Origin of the sequence: Chryseobacterium vrystaatense (assembly GCF_000737765.1) — a bacterium.
GTDB lineage: Bacteria > Bacteroidota > Bacteroidia > Flavobacteriales > Weeksellaceae > Chryseobacterium > Chryseobacterium vrystaatense.
On record NZ_JPRI01000003.1, the window covers coordinates 481,813 to 500,629 of the forward strand.

Sequence of the window (18,817 nt, forward strand, 5' to 3'; positions counted from 1 at the left end):
AATAAGGGGTTAATTGCTTTAACAGATAAAACTTAAAGCGTCGTTTAGTGCTGTTTAGCGATGAAAATAAAGAAAATTATGGATACCGGACTTCAACACTTTTTTCAGTAACTTTAAAAAAACTTATAACATGAAAACTGGAATCATTGTAATAGATCCGGAGCATAGCGGCATGGGAAATGTTGGCGGCTCCGATGATAATCATGCCGTTTCTATTCCTGGAAACCATGAAAAAAACTTAATCCGAACAGGATTCTTAAAATGTAATATTCTGATATTTAATTTTTTATGTCCAAAGTGAAATGATCTGGAAATCCCGTTGATCTAGAATTCTGGAGCGTTTTTGACCTGTTTTTTTCACTTATTTATAGTACACAAAAGTGTAATTGACCGGTTATGATATAATTGTAAAATTTGTAATGATGTAAACAGATCTGGGATTTCTGCTTTGATCAGTAATGAGAATGTCTGAAAATCAGGTGAGTGGAAAAAACAATCACTGAAAGGTCACTGTACCGGAGACAGAAACAAAAAAACTAAAACTAAAACCAAAAAACGATGAACCATGGAAACAGATTTAGAAACAATCAAAAGTAAATTTGGAAAAAAAGATTTTGGAGATGGAAAAGGAACCGTTGCACAACGATTGAAAAACCTGGAAAATACAAGATTTTCCGATACCATTTCAAAAGACAAAAAAGACAAAATCCTTCAATGGGTCAATTTTGTACAGGAAGGAGGGGGTACATTGGGAATTTCCCTGGTGGGCTATGTTTTTGTTCTTGAGTATTTGGGAATAAGATTTTTACGACTGGCCGGAACCAGTGCCGGGGCTATCAATACCTTATTTCTGGCATCAATGGGAGAGAAGGATGAACCCAAATCAGCAGAACTGTTTAAGATGATGATGGATAATAAAAGATTTAAGATGAGCAGTTTTGTTGATGCAGAATTGGGAATTGTCAGGTTTATGGTATTATCTTTAAGCAAAGGGCCGGGGATTATCAGCAATATCCTGATATCATATCTGGCGGTTGCAGCACTCGCATTGATCATATTACCGCTTTTAAGCCTGATAGGGGTTGAAATGAAAGTGGGATATCTCATTTTTATGGCCATTTTTGCAATCATGTCTGCCATACTGGGAGTACTGCTCTGGAGACTTCACCGATACCGGTACGGGATCAATCCGGGAAATGTATTTGAACAATTTTTAGTTAAAGAACTGAAAGATTTTGGAATTGTTTCCCAGGAAGATCTTAAAGCAAGAGCTCAGGGATCTATGAAATTCTCTTCCAAAAAATTTGTCAATACGGTTCAGGGGCAGGTAGTACCAAAATCAGATTTTGTAGCGGTGAACAGTATGAAATCTTCTTCAGAAAACAGCGGAGAGATCATTTTCGCAGAAGATCCTCTGCGAAATACAGAAAAAGCTGTCACTGATAAAGAAAATTCCTGGTATGCTCACATAGTATCACAAATGGATAACAACGCAGACACTTTTGAAATGTCCGATATGACAAAGTCCAGTGTTGAAAATAATTCACAACTCCCTACCTTATACCTGATAAGAGATGAAGAAGATCCGGAAAAAGAACTTGAAGATCAGAATGATTCTGAGGAAGCATTAGGTACGGAAAAAGATAAAAAACTCAAAAAGAAAGCTTCGGAAGAAATCCATTTTGACTATTCTTTTGTCACAACAGATATTGCCAATCAATGTAAAATTGTTTTTCCTTACGATGAACATCTCTACGATTTTGGTTCAGAATCCCCTAATCCTGCCTCTTTTGTAAGAGCATCCATGGCAATTCCGCTGTTTTTTGAACCCAAAATCTTATCAGTGAATAAAAATACCGATTGGATGAAAGCTAAAGGGCTGGCCACAAAAGCAACAGAAGGAATTCTTATCGATGGAGGGTCGCTGTCTAATTTTCCTATCAACTTATTTCACCTCGACCACATTAAACAGCCAAGGGTGCCAATAATGGGAGCCCGGATCATGGATCAGGAGCCTGCCTTCAACCAAAAAGTGAATCTCACATTCAGCAGTTACGTAGGAAATGTTATTAATACACTCCGAAATAATGAAGACAGTGCTTTTCTGGCTATTAACCCATTTTACAAGAAACATTGCATTGCTGAGATAAATGCCTATGAAACCAATGTCAACTGGCTGAATTTCGGACTTTCTCCCGATCAAAAGGAAAAATTGTTCTTAAAAGGAGTCGAGGCTGCACTTAATTTCCTTGAAACATTTGACTGGAAACAGTACAAAGCCGACAGAGCCGATCTTAAACAAATAAAACTGGAGAACTCATGAATGCATTTATAATTAAACTGGCCCTTCGGATTTGCTATTTTACCGCATCTGTGATCTGGGGCATTATGACCTTTCTTCAGTATGAGAAAAAAGGAAGTGTAAAAATGACGGTCTACAATAGTATTCAGCATTTTAGAGATGAATTCAGTCTATTGAATGACTGTCAGCAAAGGCTTGATATTGCAACCTTTAGATATGATAATTTCTTTGTTTTTTTTGGAGGACTGTTACTTGTATTCTACGCCTTAAAACTTAAAAGTGAAGACTGGAAAGATAAGCCCAAATCATTCTGGTCTCCCATACTCACTGTTTTACTTGTTGCAGGTTTGGTGTATATGGCTTTGGACTGGAGCGAGAATTACTGCTTCCTGAAAGCGGTAAAAGATCCCGGTTTCGATTTCCTGTCGTTTAAAGCTCTGCAGTTATCCAAATGGGCTACAGGACTTGTGGCTCTTGGAGGCCTTATTCTGATTGATCTTGTAGTGTTTATAAATTGGAGGCGTATCTTGTGGGCAATCTTTGGTTTCCTTCTGATTACGTTGCTTGTTGCAGGGTCTGTAGGCCTCTATAACCATTCTTATCCCATTTGTTCAGCATGTAAAAAATGAAAAATTTCAACAGCTTTATCAATGAGATTTTGGAGAAACAGCAGCAACTGAATCTGGGACCTGATGAGGAATGTCTTTTCCGCGGACATTCGGATGCAGGCTACAGGCTGATCCCCAATATCTATAGAGGAAAAGACTACTCACTGAAAAACGAAGAATCGATTTTCTACGAATTCAGATCAAAAGCAGTTGAGATTCAGAACCGCTCATTCTCAGACTGGGATGTTCTCTTTCATATGCAGCATTATGGCTGTAAAACAAGAATCCTCGACTGGACTGATAATCTTGGAACCGCTTTGTATTTTGCCCTGTCAGCTTATGAAAAAGGAAAGAAACCGACCGTATTTCTTCTGAATCCTTTTGCACTGAATGTCTGTAAAACCAGACACAGGGATTTTTATGATCCTGACCATCTGGACCACAAAAACGGTTACTCATTCAGAGGAATGCTGCAGAGGCAGATAAACGAACCCGAAAATACAGCGTCCGGAATCTGGTGGAAGTACCCTTTAGCAGTTTATCCTGTCAGAAAATCAGGACGACTTATTTCGCAGGATGGCTACTTTACCATTCAGGGCAGCGATTCAGATCCGCTGGATGTGCAGATCCCTGAAGATGAAAATATCTGGAAAAAAGTGGAGATTCCTGAAGAAATTATTCCTGGAGCCTTCGCCTATCTGAAGCTCTTCGGAATCAACGAATTTACGATGTTTCCTGATCTTCAGAACCTTTCAAAATTTCTGAATAAAAAATATAATCTGTAAACTTATCATTAATCTTAAAATTCTGTCTCATGGCGGCAAATGATTATTTTAAGACTCTGCTTTAAAAAGATTGGTATCAGTCAACAATAAGCAAAGACAGATTATGGTACTTTTAGAATGGATTCCTGTGCAGGGAATAGTAAAAACCTATTGGAAAGCAATAGGTTTTTATTTGTTTTTGTAGATCGTATTTGTCATATATGTACTTAAATTCATGCTTTTTAATAATAACCTTAATTTTAATCCCATATTTCTAATGTAAATCACAATTAAGCCCACTGGGGTTTTATCAGTTATTTACTGCTGTGATAACACAAAAATTACTTTAACTTTGTTAATTGAATGATATCCACCTGTTACCATCATGTTGGTGATCATGATATCGTGTAAAAACTAATAGCCGAACTTAAATAATCAGAAAATTAATTTAGCTGATAAACAGATATGAAAAATAAATTCTTAAATTTTAAATTGAGGAAATTTGTTCATTACTCACTGATCATATGCATTCTGCTGATACAGGTTATCATCGCCGTATTTTTTTATAACGAATTTGTCAATGAAAAGAAGTTGCAGTTTATTAAAGACCAGCTGGAGGAAAGCCGTGCCCTTGGCGGATTAACTGATAACTCACGAAAAGATTTCATAGATGCCCAAAACTACCTTCAAAAATATATGGTGAGTCAGGACGATAAGGATCTTAAACTGTACTTCCAGTCTCTCAGAAAACTAAAAGGCAATTTTGATAAAATAGGAGAATATGAAAAAATAAGCCCCAGACTCAAAAAGAATCTTTCCTTGCAGAAAAAAGATACGCTGGAAGTGAAGAGGCTGAAGACTTTAATTGATTCTGCCTACGAGTTTTCGCTTAATCCTCCCGCCAAAGTAGAAGATAAGCCTTACGAGCCGAAAAAATATAAAAACAACTTTGAAAATCTCAATATACAGACCCATACCTATTCTGATACCATCAAAAAGAAAGGATTTATGGGACGTTTAAAAGATGCTATTTCAGGTAAAGTTGATGTCAGGAAAGAAAGCACGGTGATCACGATGACCAACAATAAAACGGTAGATATTTCTAATGTAAAATCAGAAATGGATAATGCCATAAAATCGATGGATAAGCACTATGCCGATGAAGTAAAGAAAGTCCAGCGTGATGCCGTTCGCAGTCAGCGTGATAACATGCATTTTTACAGCAATTTCAGTAAATTACTGATGTACAGCAACGGACTGATCAACGTCTACGAAAATGCCATTAAAGATTTTAAATCTGAACTGGAAAAAGAATATAACAAACAAAGTTCAGATAATAATAAAATCAGAACCTATCTTGTACTTGGATTAATGATCTTAATGTTTATTGTATCGATTCTGATTATGTATTTTACAAGAATGGCTTTTATTTATGAACTAAAGCTCAATGCTGCCAATAAAGAGATTAACAACAATCTTAATTTTAAAAACAGAATATTGGGAATGCTGAGCCATGATCTGAGATCCCCATTAAAAATCATTAATATTTTTATTGATAAAATCAACAGGACCACTAAAGATGATACGATAAAAGATTATCTGAAATCCATCAAATTTACCAACAGTACTTTACTGTTGCAGTCCAACCAGATTTTGGAATACACGAAAAATCAGGATGCTGATAAACAGCTTATTAAAACAGTCTTTAATCTTAAAGACGAGATCAATTCTATTGCGACCGCCATTACTCCTTATATTGAAACCAGAAATAATAAATTTGCGGTAACAGACAGGATACCTGAAGGCACCGTGGTGTATTCAGATAACATAAAAATCAATCAGCTTTTTATGAATATTCTGGGCAATGCCAATAAGTTTACAGAAAACGGACAGATCGATCTCACATTGATTACAGAACAGATCGACGACCAAAGAATTTCACTTATCACAACCGTAGCTGATACCGGAGTCGGTATATCAGAATCTGATGTGGCGAAAATTTTTGAACCCTATTATCAGGGAGTGATCTCCGATGAGATCGATAATCTCGGCGCCGGACTCGGGCTGAGCTTATGTAAAGAGATTGTAGAGCTTTTTGACGGGGAGATATCCGTTTCAAGCAAGCTGTATAAAGGAACCAAAATAACATTCAGAATCAATTTAAATATCAGTAATAATGGGACTACCAATTGAAGACAGAGAGATTACATTTCTTTTAGCAGATGATCACAGTATCGTAAGACAGGGAATGGAAATTATCATCAGTGATGTGGTTCCCAATGCGACAGTATATCATACCTCATCTCTGCAGCAGGTAGTCGAGCTCATACAGTCGAAAGGTATAGAAATAGCAGTTATTGATGCCCATTTTCCGGACGGAAACAGTCTTCATATTTTACAGGATATGAAAGCAGCCAACCCTGATCTTAAAATTTTAATCTTCACAGGTCTTGAAGAAGAACTGCATGTCCTTAAATTTATTAAGGCTGGCGCCAATGGCTATCTGAGTAAAATGAGCGAAGAAGAAGAGGTGAGACAGGCGGTCCTGAACTTTATTCAAAATGGAGAATACTTTTCCCCCGTTTCCCGGAACTTAATGGTCCAGTTTATTTATAACCCGGAATTGATGAATCCGTTAAGCAGCCTCACCAAGCGGGAATTGCAGATTGCAGAAATGTACGCCGGAGGATATGGAAACCTGGAAATTTCCAATCATCTTGATATCAAACAAAATACAGTAAGTACCATCAAGAAAAATATTTTTGAAAAATTGAAAATTGAAAATCTTGTTGAGCTGATAGACCTTATCAAAACCCACCATAAAATGTAGGATTTATAGAATCCTTCTGTCCTTTCTGGCTGGGAAAGCCCTTCCTTTCGATAAACATCTAGGTTTTAATCGATATATATCGATGTGTTTTGTTCTTATTCTTGTACGGCAATGTCGTTACTTTGTACCAACAAAAACACACAATGAAATTAAAAATGCTTATTAAGCTTTTTGATTGAACACAAATGCTGAGTAGCTGTAGTTTTAAAAAGAAACTATCGTTGCGAAAAACGTAAATGATGAAATTTAAATAAGTGTATGCGTAGCCTTTAGCTGACTTCTTGAAAGCCCTTTTATTAAAAAAACACAAATTAATATAGAGAAGTTAGACAGGTACTTTAAGGTTATTTGATACAGGACAAAAAGGAGGCAGGTGCCTCCTTTTTTTATGGTTATAAATGGTCTTCATTAATAAAACACAGAATCCTCTTTCTTCAATCATATATTCCCGATCCATTTAAATCCCCTTCATTTTCAAGAAGCAAATAGTTCTGGTATCCTCTTCCGATTTTTAGATCCAACTTTTTTTTCACCTTTTGCTATCTATTAATGTAATAGATTTGGAATAAATAGAATATTTATATTCTTTATTTATTTAATTTAGTATATTTGTGTACTAAATTATTCCAAGATGAATTATTCACTGATAAAAGAGGTAGTCGGTCTCATAGAAGAGTTTGAATCTTCAAATACTGTAAATGCATATCCTTCAGATATTCAGGGTTTCAAAAGATGGATATCTGACCAGGAATCTAATGAGGAAATCGAAGATACAGAGGAGCCTTATTGGGAAGGTAAAGAAAACGGAAGAACAGCGGATAGTGCCATCAGTACCTTACTCGTTCATCTTAACAGATATGCAAGGACGTATTCTAAGTCAGCGATTTCAGAGTCTCACTTTGCGACACAGGAAGATTTCATTTATCTGATCAATTTAAAAGCTTTCGGGAAGATGGCCAAAATGGAGCTTATCAAAAAAAATATTCAGGACAAACCTGTAGGAATGCTCATTATAGCCCGATTACTAAAGCAGGGCTGGATTGAGCAGACAGAATCAGATGTAGATAAAAGAAATAAAGTCATCAGCGTTACAGAAAAAGGACTGGAAGCATTAGACAGGCAGATGGATAAAATCCGTAAGGCAACAGCTATAGTGGCCGGAGATCTCAACCATAAAGAAAAGATGGACCTGATCCGTATTCTTAATAAACTGGACCGTTTTCATTATCCTATTTTCTGCCGCCATATTGACAGCAGAGATTTGATCAAAACCGTCAATGATGAATACTCATTTGAAAAAAATTAGGTAATGAGAAAAAAGATTGCGGTCATTGGATCAGGTTTTTCCGGTTTATCTGCGGCAGCTTACGCTTCCGGAGAAGGTCATGAAGTTCATGTCTTCGAGAAAAACAGCAGTCTCGGAGGAAGAGCAAGGCATTTCAATACAGATAACGGCTACACCTTTGATATGGGTCCCAGCTGGTACTGGATGCCCGATATCATAGAGTCTTTTTTTCAGGACTTTGGTAAAACCTCTTCCGATTTTTACCACCTGGTTCCTTTGGATCCGCAATTTGAGATGGTTTTTTCAGATGGTACCATGAATATTCCTCAGGACTATAGGGAAATGAGAAGTTTATTTGAAGAAACAGAAACCGGGGCAGGCCGAAAACTCGACGAGTTCATGGAAGATGCCCGGTATAAATATGAAATAGGAATGAAAGATTTCGTGAGCAAGCCCTGTCATTCATGGTTCGAATTCGTTTCTCCCAAAATAGCAAAAAGTGCACTGAAACTTGATCTCCTCACCAATTTCAGACAGTTTGTACGAAAGTATTTTTCAAACCCAAAGCTCATTACATTAATGGAATTTCCTGTTATTTTCCTTGGTGCTGCTCCAAAAGATATTCCCGCACTGTACAGCCTCATGAATTATGGAGGATATAAATTGGGAACATGGTATCCAATGGGAGGTTTTTCAAAACTGATTGATGCTATGGCAACTATTGCTGAAGAGCAGGGTACCCAGTTTCATCTTAACGCTGATGTGAAAAAGATAAATATCGAAAATAAAAAAGTCTCTTCATTATCTGTCAATGGGCAGGAGATCAAATTTGATGCGATTATTGCCTCTTCAGATTATCATCATACAGAAACTCATCTGCTTTCGGAAGAGTATCGGAATTATAAAGAATCATATTGGGAAACACGCACATTTGCCCCGTCGTGTCTTATTTATTATTTAGGGTTTAAAGAAAAAATTTCGAACCTTAAACATCACACTCTTTTTTTTGAAAATGATCTGGAGCTCCATACCAACGAAATCTATGAAGATAAAAAATGGCCGACAAAACCATTGTTTTATGCATGCTGTCCCTCCAAAACAGATCCCGGAACAGCTCCGGAGTATGGGGAAAATGTATTCCTTCTGATGCCGGTTGCCACAGGAATTGAAGATTCTGAAATACAGAGAGAGGAGTATTTTCATCAAATGATTACAAGACTTGAGAAGCATACAGGATCCAGTCATCTACTGTCGAAAATTGAATATAAAAAAAGCTACTGTATCAAGGATTTTAAAGAAGATTATAATGCTTATGCGGGAAATGCATATGGATTGGCCAATACATTAATGCAGACCGCAGTCTTAAAACCATCCCTCAGAAACAAAAAAGTAAAAAATCTTTTTTATACCGGACAGCTTACGGTGCCGGGACCCGGTGTTCCGCCATCTATAATTTCAGGAAAAATTGCTGCCGTTGAAGCCATGAAAATAAACTGATTATGAAGAAACTTTTTGATGAACTTTCTTATAAAGTAAGTAAAGAAACCACGAAACAATACAGCACAAGCTTCTCTTTGGGGATTTTGGCGCTGTCTGCAAAAATCAGAAACCCTGTTTATGCAGTTTATGGATATGTACGGCTTGCAGATGAGATCGTAGACAGTTTTCATGGGTATGACAAGAAAAAGCTCATGATCAGATTCAGGGAAGAAACATTTCAGGCCCTGGAAGAGAAAATCTCTCTGAATCCTGTTTTGCAGGCATTTCAGGATACAGTTCATCGTTTTAATATAGATTTGAATTTAATCCATCAGTTCCTTAAAAGTATGGAAATGGATCTGGAACATATCGATTACAATTCCGAGCTTTACAAAGAATATATTCTGGGTTCTGCAGAAGTGGTTGGCTTGATGTGTCTTCAGATTTTCGTTGAAGGTAATGTCATTGAATTTGAAAGGCTTAAGCCGTTTGCGATGAAATTGGGATCAGCCTTTCAAAAAGTGAATTTTTTAAGAGATATGAAAGATGATTATCAGATTTTGGGAAGGAGTTATTTTCCAGATGTAGATATCTCTTATTTTGACAATAAAATAAAATCAGATATCGAAAAAGACATCGAAGGAGAATTCAGAGAGGCTCTTTACGGAATTAAAAAGCTTCCGAATTCATCACGGTTTGGAGTTTATCTCGCTTACCGTTATTATGTTTCGCTTTTCAGAAAAATAAAGAGAACATCCGCCCATCAAATCGTTAATCAAAGGATCAGGATTTCAAACAGTAAAAAGATTTCCCTCATGATGAGCAGTTATTTACAATATAAAACATCATTCCTGTAAAAATAGAAGATATGGTACACAGACTTTTCAGAGAACAGCAGCTCAATTGTGATATTGAAACAGCATGGAAGTTTTTTTCTTCTGCCAATAATCTCTCCAGGATCACTCCTGAAGACATGAAATTTGTTGTCCTGACGAAAACAGAAAACGATGAAATTTATGAGGGAATGATCATAGATTATCACATTTCGCCGATGTTGGGAATAAAAATGAACTGGAGAACAGAAATCAGACAGGTAGCTTTTCAGGAAAGCTTTACAGACTTTCAGGCAAAGGGACCGTACAGGCTTTGGAATCACTTTCATGAATTCATCCCCAATGATCAGGGCGTACTAATGAGAGATACTGTTGATTATGAACTTCCACTCGGATTTTTAGGGGAAATTGCTCACGGGCTTTTCGTAAAACAGAAACTGGAGCATATTTTTGCATACCGCTATAAGATTCTGGAAGATATGTTTAATAAAAAAATAACGTCATGAACTTTCTTGTTGTAGTGATTACGTTTTTGATCATGGAAGGCATGACATGGCTGATTCATAAATACATCATGCATGGTTTTTTATGGATACTGCACAGGGATCATCATGACCACAGTAATCACGGACCCGCTGAAAAAAATGACTATTTTTTTCTGATTTTTGCACTGCCCACCATTGCCTTGATGTATTACGGGACAGTTAACGATTTTAATATATACTTTTATATTGCTTTGGGAATTGCGATATACGGCATGGCATATTTCTTTGTGCATGATATTTTTATTCACCAGAGAATCAAGTTTCTCAGAAACACCAAAAATCCTTATCTGCTGGCTATCAGAAGAGCTCATAAGCAGCACCATAAGCACACAGGAAAAGAAAGCGGAGAATGCTTTGGGTTTTTATGGGTTCCTATCAAGTATTTTAAGATGTATTTTAACAAAAACAGACCGGATCATGCTTAATTACACTTATCTTCTGATCAACTTTTGTACGGTATTCATCTGTTTTATTTTTTCATTTCATCCTAAAATAAAATTCAACAGACATTTTGGAGCTTTTTTTTCGGCTTCATTTCTAGTAGCAATCGTGTTTATTGCATGGGATGCCTGGTTCACAAAAATAGGGGTGTGGTGGTTCAATGACCGTTACCTTCTGGGAATACGATTCCTAAAATTACCGGTTGAAGAGATCATGTTCTTTTTTTGTATTCCTTTTTCGTGCGTGTTTACTTACTTCTGTCTGGATCAATTTTTCAAGCTTGACTGGAAACGGCTTCCCGAAAAGATATTCGTAATCATAAGTATACTTCTGGCACTGGCCATAGCTTTCTTGTTCAGGGACAGGATTTATACCTTTATTACGTTTACTTCAACAGCATTAAGCATGTTTGTACTTTACTTTATACTCGGCGTACGATGGATTGGTAAAGCATCTTTTATCTACCTTGTTTTAATGCCCGGATTTCTGGGAGTCAACGGAATATTAACCGGTACCGGTTTGGAGTCTCCCATTGTGAATTATAATCCGGAATCGTTTATGGGATTCAGAATGTGGACGATTCCTTTAGAAGATACTGTATATGGATATGAAATGATCTTATGGAATATTTTTTTATTTCAAAAATTTAAAAAAAATGAGCAAAATTAATATTTTCTGGTTTAGAAGAGATCTCAGACTGGAAGACAATTGTGGGTTGTATAAGGCTTTACAGGCTGGGTTGAAAGTTATGCCCGTTTTTATTTTTGATCGTGAAATTTTAGACAGACTCAGTGACAGGCATGATAAAAGGGTAGATTATATTCATCAGGCATTAAACCGGATTAATCAGCAGTTGAAAGATTTTAATACTACACTGAAAATCTGTTATGGAAATCCTTTGGAGGTCTTTAAACATTTATCCGGAGATTTTGAAATTGATACCGTATTTTGTAACCGCGATTATGAACCTCAGGCTATAAAAAGAGACCTGAACGTAGCTGAATATCTTCATGAAAAAGGAATACAGTTTTTGGATTTTAGAGACCAGGTTATTTTTGAAAAAAATGATATCCTAAAAAAGGATCTTACGCCTTACACTGTTTTTACGCCTTATTCAAAAATATGGAAAGAGAATTTGAACAAAGCTGAAATCACGGACTTTAAAGCAGATTTTACTCATTTTCTCAATGCAGAATATCAGGATATAATACATCTTGAAGAACTGGGCTTTATCAAAACTGAATTAGAATTTTCTGTACCGAGTCTGAATACAGAAATAATAGATGCTTACCATAAAAACCGTGATTATCCCGCATTGGACCAGACCACACACCTTGGTATAGCGTTGAGGTTCGGAACCATTTCAGTCAGGAAATGTGTGCGGTTTGCCCTTAAACACAATGAGACCTGGCTCAACGAACTCATATGGAGAGAATTTTTCATGCAGATTCTGTATCATTTTCCATACGTCGTCAATCACTGTTTTAAAAAGAAATACGAAAATATAGAATGGCGGAATAATGAAGAAGAATTTAAATTGTGGTGTGAAGGAAATACAGGGTATCCCATTGTAGATGCGGGAATGCGGCAGCTCAATCAAACTGGATTTATGCATAACCGGGTCCGTATGATTGTGGCAAGCTTTCTTACCAAACACTTACTGATCGACTGGAGGTGGGGAGAGGCCTATTTTGCGGAGAAACTTTTAGATTATGATCTTTCGGCGAACAATGGAAACTGGCAGTGGGCTGCAGGATGCGGTTGTGATGCAGCTCCCTATTTCAGAATCTTCAACCCGGAAGAGCAAACGAAAAAATTCGATAAAGATCTGCAGTATATCAAAAAATGGCTTACTGAAGACTGCTGGTTGACGAGACCTGTCGTAGATCATCAATATGCCCGCAAAAGAGCTTTGGAAACGTATAAAAAAGGACTCTTATAGAATCATTTTCAGTACTTTTATTCTTAATCAGCAAGAGTGAAAAATGATGATGGCAGGATTTTCAAAAACTTCCTTATATTTTTACAGACAATAGGCTCTAGCCAATCTAAATATCCTTAAATTACCGGGGCAAACGGACAGCCCTTCATTCAGGACCTGCCGTTCTGCAATCATGCACCAGACCACAGAACTATGAAAAATCCGGACCTTTCAGATCCATATCAATCTACCATCCAGAAAACAGATTTTGGAATATTAACAACATTAACTGCAAAAACCGGTGTTTCAGCACACGGAAATATTTCATTTAACGAAAAAACTCTTTTAGCCAATTATCTGTATCAAAAAGACGGAACTTATCAGCTCATGTACACCACTGTTGATACAGAAGGAAACGCTGAAAGTTTTGCAGAAGATAACGGGATTTTACCTACTCTGTTTTTAAGCCCTGACCATGAAAGCTACGTTTCATTTGTTCCTTATGATCCGGATAAAGAATCCGAAATCAGTGTTCCTGTTTTTAACCGGGAGCTCATAGAACAGCCAAAAGGAAACAGACCTTTTACAGGAAAATTTGCAGGAACCACCAATCAGTTTTCCATCTTTTATGATGTTGATATCTGGTCAGAAACAAAACCGGATAAAATGCTTTCTATTGAGTTTAAAGACCATGTCATCAAAAAGAAACATAACATCAAGGTTGACCTTCCGAGAAATAATAAAATATTCATTAGTGACGGCGAAATCCATGTATTGGCCAATGCAGATAAGGGCTGGCTGCACAGGCAGATTGATGAATTGGGAAATGTAAAACGCGAAAGACTGATCCATTCGCACAAGGAATGGTTTTGGGAAATACTGAGCTTGTCTTTTGAGAAGAACTCCTACATTCTTTGCGAAGAAGACGGTAAAATATCTGTTGAAGTCATAGCACCGGATCTCCAGTGTACGACAACAGATCTGGCAGATATAAAAAATGAATTTTTCAACACCTGGCAGCCTGTGAAAATTGCAGAAAATACTTTTGTAACGCATTTCAACGGAGAATTTGGCAACGGTTGGCTGACTGTTAAAAATGATGAACTTATAGAGTTGATTTACACCAAAAACAAAAAAGGATATATCAACTTAATAACCCATGATGCTGTCACAATGGAAAAGGAAAATCTGATCATCTCCGGAATAAACAAAACAGCAGAAAACGCTTATGCCGTTATTTTTTATCCGCGGACTGAACGCGAAACCAAAAATAAAGAACTGCTTATTTTAAATCGAAAGGTACAGTAACAAGTCAAGATTTTCAGAATTCACAACACCCAAAAACATCACGAAAATTTTCAAAAATGAATTTTAGACCAACAGCAGCAATTTTGATAATGTTAGCTTTTCAATTTTCGTGTTCTCAAAAAACAGAACAGAAGAAAAATACATTGCAAAGTGAACAGGTAAAGGTGAAAGAGAAGCTAATTCCTGACAAAGAGGATAAAATTTATCGGGGAAATACGAACCTGCTTACCCAAAAAGAGATTGACGAATTTGGAAAAAAAGGCTACACTTTTATTGCTGGGAATATCACTATAGGGGATATCAATGCAGTTGAATCCTCTGAGGAAGACATACGTTTAGATCCTTTAAAAACGATAAAGAATATTGATGGTGAACTCGTTATAACCGGCTTTAAAAATTTGAAATCGATTCAGGGACTTGAAAATATTGAACGTATCAATGGAGATTTCACATTATCCGGCTGTGGGTTAAAAACATTCAATACACTGGAAAAATTATCCATTATAAACGGTAACTTAACAATAGGAAGTAATGATTTTGCCGATGAAAAACTTACGGAAATAAAAGGATTTAATAATTTAATTAAGGTAGACAATATTTATATTTCAGGAAATTCTGCGCTGCAAATATTAAATGCTTTTCATAAAATAGAGAAAACGGGAACCATTCAGATTATCAACAGCAGTCTTGAAAAAGTTGATAGTTTCACAAGTCTGAAAAATGTACAAAGCTTTACGGTAGAATACTCATCATCTTTAAAAGAAGTTGACCTACAAAAACTTGAAACGGTATCAAGATTACTTGGGTTACATGAGAATACCCAGTATAAGGGTAAGATCACGATGCCCAATATCAGAAAAGTCAATCATCTCTATATTGTGGGTAACAGTAATTTAGAAAACTATTGTGATTTTTCGGAAGCAGTGAAGCAAAATAAAATTGATACATTATCAGCTTACGCCAATAAAATAAATCTCACGAAAGAGCAGTTAAAAGTAAAATGCAGATAAGAGCGTATTTCAACGTCCGGAATGCTTAAAAAACAGACTTTTTTATCTGATCAACAAACTAGTTTTTAGTTGTTTACGTTTGCTTTTAGTTTGTGATCAGCTGATTCGTTAAAAATATTATCTTTACCGGATTCTAATTTTCAGGGACATTATGAAACGATTTTATTTTCTGATCACATTTTTTGTGATTTTTATTCATACCAATGCCAGTGCGCAGACCGACAGTGTACAAAGCTACGTAGTCAGAGCTATTGATCTGATGAAGGCTAAATCGGTCAATAAACACAGAATCAATTGGGATTCCTTATATACAGACTCCCGCAAAAAAGCCGCAAAACTGCATACCATAAGGGAAACTTATCCGCTTATAAAAAATATACTGGGTGCGCTGAAAGATGCTCACTCCAACTTCTTTCCACCTGAAATGGTTAAGGACTACACATTGGGATACAGAGCTACCGGTCAGGAATTTCCGGTTATTGAAGCCAAAATTACTGAAAATGGAATGGCGTACATTAGTCTTCCGGGCTTTGCCTGTTATCATTTTGCAGAATGGGATGAATTTGTTAATACATTTTATAAAAAAATTGAAGAGCTGAACGCCCAAAAGCCTAAGGGATGGATACTGGATCTCCGCGAAAATGGAGGAGGGATGTTTTATCCTATGCTTGCTGCCCTTTCGCCCATGCTGGATAAGCAAAATGCTATTGGAACAGTAGATGCAGAAGGACAATATGCTTTTTTTGAATTCGATCGCGACGGTAATCTTTTTGAAGGAAAACAGAAAGTTCATCATTTTAATATTAAAAAAGTTCCTCAGCGCATTACCAAACCTATTATTGTAATGGTCAGTAAGAAAACATCAAGTTCAGGAGAATTCTCTACCATCGCTTTTGCCGGTCAGAAGAATGTAAGGATTATAGGACAGAATACCATGGGACTAACCTCCGGAAATCAGGAATATAAACTTTCTGACGGAGCATTTTTAGTTTTGACGACTGGTAATATTGTAGACCGCAACAAAAAGGAATATGATGAAGTAGGAAAGGGCTTCTCTCCTCAGGTGCAGTTGAAAGACCTTTCAGATGCAGAATACATGAAAACAGCAAATGATCTATTACTCAAAAAATAATCATCAATTTGCCATGAATTCTGGGATTCAGAAATAGGCTTGTTGAAAATATTAAAAATGCCCTGCGCGAAGTCGGAGACTTCGCGCAGGGCATTTTAACTTTTGTAAAAAGAAGGTGTCTGAACATCCTCTAAAGGATCAGCTGTCTGAAAGTAAAATCAGGCTGGCGCATCTCCATTTCATTTCTACCTGAAGCAAGTTGTGCTTCTGAGGCATATATGAACATTTCTTCTTCATAACTCTTAATGGCTTCTTCCAGCGTATTATACTTTCCGTGGCACAGTTTTTCAGATAAAATCAGAGCATCCATCAATCCTGTATTGACGCCCTGACCTGCAAAAGGAGGCATCATATGAGCGGCATCTCCGATCAGGGTTACAGGAAGAGGACGGTGTGTTTTCCAGGGTTGATCTACAGGGAATTTTCTGGTCGGAAGGCTCCAGAACGAAGATGTGGAACGGAATAATTCTTTGTAACGGTGATTCCAGCCAGACAATCTGTCCAGTAGAAATGCACGCATATCATCTGTATTCTGAAACTCAGATCTAAATGCCCATTGATCGGGCTTTTTAAAAATGACACCGTAAGTCAGGATACCGTTGTTATTCGGATTAACGACGAGTAAATTACCTTCGTAAGCAGCCATAAGTCTTTTCCCATCGCACCATTGAAAAAAATCGGCACATCGTATTTCGGGATCGGGGACATCCCCCTGCATGATCAGCGTTCCTGTTTCTTCCACTTCCGTATCAGTAACATAAGACCTTATTCCTGACATTCCTCCGTTCGCTCCGATCACGAAATCTGCTGTCGCTTCCATTCCGTTATCAAAATGAAGCAGCCATTTTCCGCCTCTGGTTTCAAGTCCTGTACATTTTCTATCCCATACAACAGTACCTTCAGTCAGGCTGTCAAGAAGCATTGTCCTTAAAACATTTCTGTTGATTTCCGGATTGTCATATTGATTGTCAGGGGTAGACTCTTTGATCAACAATGTCTTTCCTGTTTCATCTGTCATAATGATACCCATGGGTATGGCAGCAGCATAATAGTTTTCCAGCAGGCCTGCTTTTTTCATGGCTTCCTGCCCTGAACCTTTATGAAGATCCAGTGTTCCGCCCCAGATTCTCGCTTCAGGATCCTTATCTCTTTCGAAAACTGTTACATCAGCACCATTTTGCTGTAATAATCTTGCCAATGTAAGGCCGGCAGGTCCGGCACCAATGATTACTGTTTTTTTATTTTTAAGCAACATAATTTTGTGTAGTTTATCATTGATACAAAAGTGAAGGTAATTTTAGGAATAAAATAATTACTTTAGACGTGAAAATATCTGTAAAAGACTTTTTATGAAAAATACTGATACCATTCCGGATGTTCTTAAAAAGCTGGCCTCTTTATTAGGAACAGAAATAAAGCAGAGAAGGCTAGAGATTCCATCTCAATTTGGTAAAGGATATTGTACCGGATTTATCTTTAATGATCATATCCGGATGTTGATCAGTAACTATGAGCTCAATGAAGACATCATCATTGAAAACCCGGACCGGAATACTGCCAAGAGGATGCTGTTTTTTAAGTTTCAAAATATTTTTCCTGATACATTATCAGGCAAAAAAATGACCAGGGAAGTGCCTTCCGTTTTAATTGCGACCAGCCGTATCAATACGGATGATGTGATTTCGATTCATTCAAATAAATCAACCATCAATATCGAAGTCGATGCAGACTATCTGAAAGGCCTTTTTCTCTTATCGGATCAATCACCTGTTTTACAAAGCTTATTACAGAATTCGCAGCCTTATCTTTTTGAGCAAATGATTTATCCCTCCTTACAGGAGACCGTAGAAGAGATTGTATCACAACCGTCTGATGAAATTTTTGAGCTGTTTTTTATGAGAATCAAGGCTGAAGAACTGATCTGTAGACTACTCATGGAATTGGAAAAGCGGGATGAAAAACGTCTGTATGCGCTGAATAGTCACGACATACAAATCATTTATAAAGTTAAGGATCAGATCCTTCAGCATCTGGACGTACCTCCGGTCATCGGAGAACTGGCATCCCAGGCAGGAATGAGCCCAACTAAACTGAAACGTCTTTTCAGGCAGATATTTGGCGACAGTATATTCAGCTATTATCAGGGATTCAGGATGAAAGAAGCCGCTCTTCTTCTGCAGGCAAAAAAGTATTCTGTTTCAGAAGTAGGATACAGGCTCGGCTTTACCAATCTAAGTCATTTTTCAAAGCTGTTTAAAGAACATATGGGAATGAAGCCGAAACAGTATGCGATGATGTAATAAATACCGAGACTAGGGTGTCTATAAGTAAAATTCGGCTGATTTTTAAAAAGCTTAAA

The 18,817-nt window shown here is 37.0% G+C and carries 17 protein-coding genes; 16 read left to right on the plus strand and 1 reads right to left on the minus strand.

What is annotated here, in order from left to right; all coding sequences use genetic code 11:
• Window positions 1-565: 565 nt before the first annotated feature.
• From IW16_RS11405 to IW16_RS11475, 15 genes are all read left to right on the plus strand, one after another.
• Window positions 566-2,323 carry a patatin-like phospholipase family protein gene (locus IW16_RS11405; protein ID WP_034743934.1) on the plus strand — a complete coding sequence of 586 codons (1,758 nt, stop codon included), beginning with the start codon at window positions 566-568 and terminating at the stop codon, window positions 2,321-2,323.
• Window positions 2,320-2,931 (plus strand): hypothetical protein, encoded by a 612-nt coding sequence (locus IW16_RS11410; protein ID WP_034743937.1) that lies wholly within the window; start codon window positions 2,320-2,322, stop codon window positions 2,929-2,931. The genes IW16_RS11405 and IW16_RS11410 overlap by 4 nt, the downstream gene beginning before the upstream one ends.
• On the plus strand, window positions 2,928-3,695 hold the full coding sequence (locus IW16_RS11415; protein WP_034743940.1) for an FRG domain-containing protein: 768 nt from the start codon (window positions 2,928-2,930) through the stop codon (window positions 3,693-3,695). The genes IW16_RS11410 and IW16_RS11415 overlap by 4 nt, the downstream gene beginning before the upstream one ends.
• 444 nt (window positions 3,696-4,139) lie before the next feature.
• Entirely contained in the window at window positions 4,140-5,867 is a 1,728-nt protein-coding gene (locus tag IW16_RS11420) for a sensor histidine kinase (protein ID WP_034743943.1), read from the plus strand.
• Complete coding sequence (locus IW16_RS11425) at window positions 5,851-6,504, plus strand: response regulator (protein WP_034743946.1); 654 nt, start codon at window positions 5,851-5,853, stop codon at window positions 6,502-6,504. The genes IW16_RS11420 and IW16_RS11425 overlap by 17 nt, the downstream gene beginning before the upstream one ends.
• 631 nt (window positions 6,505-7,135) lie before the next feature.
• Window positions 7,136-7,810, plus strand: coding sequence for a MarR family winged helix-turn-helix transcriptional regulator (locus IW16_RS11430; protein WP_034743949.1), 675 nt, complete (start codon window positions 7,136-7,138; stop codon window positions 7,808-7,810).
• A 3-nt stretch (window positions 7,811-7,813) separates the two neighbouring features.
• Complete coding sequence (locus IW16_RS11435) at window positions 7,814-9,286, plus strand: phytoene desaturase family protein (RefSeq protein WP_034743952.1); 1,473 nt, start codon at window positions 7,814-7,816, stop codon at window positions 9,284-9,286.
• 2 nt (window positions 9,287-9,288) lie between these two features.
• Window positions 9,289-10,125, plus strand: coding sequence for a phytoene/squalene synthase family protein (locus tag IW16_RS11440; RefSeq protein ID WP_034743955.1), 837 nt, complete (start codon window positions 9,289-9,291; stop codon window positions 10,123-10,125).
• 11 nt (window positions 10,126-10,136) lie between these two features.
• Window positions 10,137-10,607 (plus strand): SRPBCC family protein, encoded by a 471-nt coding sequence (locus tag IW16_RS11445; protein WP_034743958.1) that lies wholly within the window; start codon window positions 10,137-10,139, stop codon window positions 10,605-10,607.
• Window positions 10,604-11,071: a sterol desaturase family protein gene (locus IW16_RS11450; RefSeq protein WP_034743961.1), complete on the plus strand. Its 468-nt coding sequence runs from the start codon at window positions 10,604-10,606 to the stop codon at window positions 11,069-11,071. Before IW16_RS11445 ends, IW16_RS11450 begins: the two co-directional genes overlap by 4 nt.
• Complete coding sequence (locus IW16_RS11455) at window positions 11,064-11,756, plus strand: lycopene cyclase domain-containing protein (protein WP_034743965.1); 693 nt, start codon at window positions 11,064-11,066, stop codon at window positions 11,754-11,756. The genes IW16_RS11450 and IW16_RS11455 overlap by 8 nt, the downstream gene beginning before the upstream one ends.
• Window positions 11,743-13,029: a cryptochrome/photolyase family protein gene (locus tag IW16_RS11460; protein ID WP_034743967.1), complete on the plus strand. Its 1,287-nt coding sequence runs from the start codon at window positions 11,743-11,745 to the stop codon at window positions 13,027-13,029. Before IW16_RS11455 ends, IW16_RS11460 begins: the two co-directional genes overlap by 14 nt.
• Before the next feature lie 192 nt (window positions 13,030-13,221).
• Entirely contained in the window at window positions 13,222-14,316 is a 1,095-nt protein-coding gene (locus IW16_RS11465; protein ID WP_051890132.1) for a hypothetical protein, read from the plus strand.
• Between the two features lie 89 nt (window positions 14,317-14,405).
• Window positions 14,406-15,326 carry a hypothetical protein gene (locus tag IW16_RS11470; RefSeq protein ID WP_073175702.1) on the plus strand — a complete coding sequence of 307 codons (921 nt, stop codon included), beginning with the start codon at window positions 14,406-14,408 and terminating at the stop codon, window positions 15,324-15,326.
• Between the two features lie 151 nt (window positions 15,327-15,477).
• Complete coding sequence (locus IW16_RS11475) at window positions 15,478-16,458, plus strand: S41 family peptidase (protein WP_034743973.1); 981 nt, start codon at window positions 15,478-15,480, stop codon at window positions 16,456-16,458.
• A 130-nt stretch (window positions 16,459-16,588) separates the two neighbouring features.
• On the opposite strand, the gene IW16_RS11480 is transcribed toward IW16_RS11475, so the two are convergent.
• Window positions 16,589-17,713: an FAD-dependent oxidoreductase gene (locus IW16_RS11480; protein ID WP_084694537.1), complete on the minus strand. Its 1,125-nt coding sequence runs from the start codon at window positions 17,711-17,713 to the stop codon at window positions 16,589-16,591.
• Window positions 17,714-17,807: 94 nt separating this feature from the next.
• Between IW16_RS11480 and IW16_RS11485 the strand changes: the two genes are divergently transcribed.
• Window positions 17,808-18,758, plus strand: a complete 951-nt coding sequence (locus tag IW16_RS11485; protein WP_034743977.1) for a helix-turn-helix transcriptional regulator — start codon at window positions 17,808-17,810, stop codon at window positions 18,756-18,758.
• Window positions 18,759-18,817: the final 59 nt, after the last annotated feature.

Bases quoted from the DNA above. Each gene is read 5' to 3' on its own strand.
- IW16_RS11405 (WP_034743934.1), top strand. From the start codon at position 566: ATGGAAACAGATTTAGAAACAATCAAAAGTAAATTTGGAAAAAAAGAT.
- IW16_RS11410 (WP_034743937.1), top strand. From the start codon at position 2,320: ATGAATGCATTTATAATTAAACTGGCCCTTCGGATTTGCTATTTTACC.
- IW16_RS11415 (WP_034743940.1), top strand. From the start codon at position 2,928: ATGAAAAATTTCAACAGCTTTATCAATGAGATTTTGGAGAAACAGCAG.
- IW16_RS11420 (WP_034743943.1), top strand. From the start codon at position 4,140: ATGAAAAATAAATTCTTAAATTTTAAATTGAGGAAATTTGTTCATTAC.
- IW16_RS11425 (WP_034743946.1), top strand. From the start codon at position 5,851: ATGGGACTACCAATTGAAGACAGAGAGATTACATTTCTTTTAGCAGAT.
- IW16_RS11430 (WP_034743949.1), top strand. From the start codon at position 7,136: ATGAATTATTCACTGATAAAAGAGGTAGTCGGTCTCATAGAAGAGTTT.
- IW16_RS11435 (WP_034743952.1), top strand. From the start codon at position 7,814: ATGAGAAAAAAGATTGCGGTCATTGGATCAGGTTTTTCCGGTTTATCT.
- IW16_RS11440 (WP_034743955.1), top strand. From the start codon at position 9,289: ATGAAGAAACTTTTTGATGAACTTTCTTATAAAGTAAGTAAAGAAACC.
- IW16_RS11445 (WP_034743958.1), top strand. From the start codon at position 10,137: ATGGTACACAGACTTTTCAGAGAACAGCAGCTCAATTGTGATATTGAA.
- IW16_RS11450 (WP_034743961.1), top strand. From the start codon at position 10,604: ATGAACTTTCTTGTTGTAGTGATTACGTTTTTGATCATGGAAGGCATG.
- IW16_RS11455 (WP_034743965.1), top strand. From the start codon at position 11,064: ATGCTTAATTACACTTATCTTCTGATCAACTTTTGTACGGTATTCATC.
- IW16_RS11460 (WP_034743967.1), top strand. From the start codon at position 11,743: ATGAGCAAAATTAATATTTTCTGGTTTAGAAGAGATCTCAGACTGGAA.
- IW16_RS11465 (WP_051890132.1), top strand. From the start codon at position 13,222: ATGAAAAATCCGGACCTTTCAGATCCATATCAATCTACCATCCAGAAA.
- IW16_RS11470 (WP_073175702.1), top strand. From the start codon at position 14,406: ATGTTAGCTTTTCAATTTTCGTGTTCTCAAAAAACAGAACAGAAGAAA.
- IW16_RS11475 (WP_034743973.1), top strand. From the start codon at position 15,478: ATGAAACGATTTTATTTTCTGATCACATTTTTTGTGATTTTTATTCAT.
- IW16_RS11480 (WP_084694537.1), bottom strand. From the start codon at position 17,713: ATGTTGCTTAAAAATAAAAAAACAGTAATCATTGGTGCCGGACCTGCC.
- IW16_RS11485 (WP_034743977.1), top strand. From the start codon at position 17,808: ATGAAAAATACTGATACCATTCCGGATGTTCTTAAAAAGCTGGCCTCT.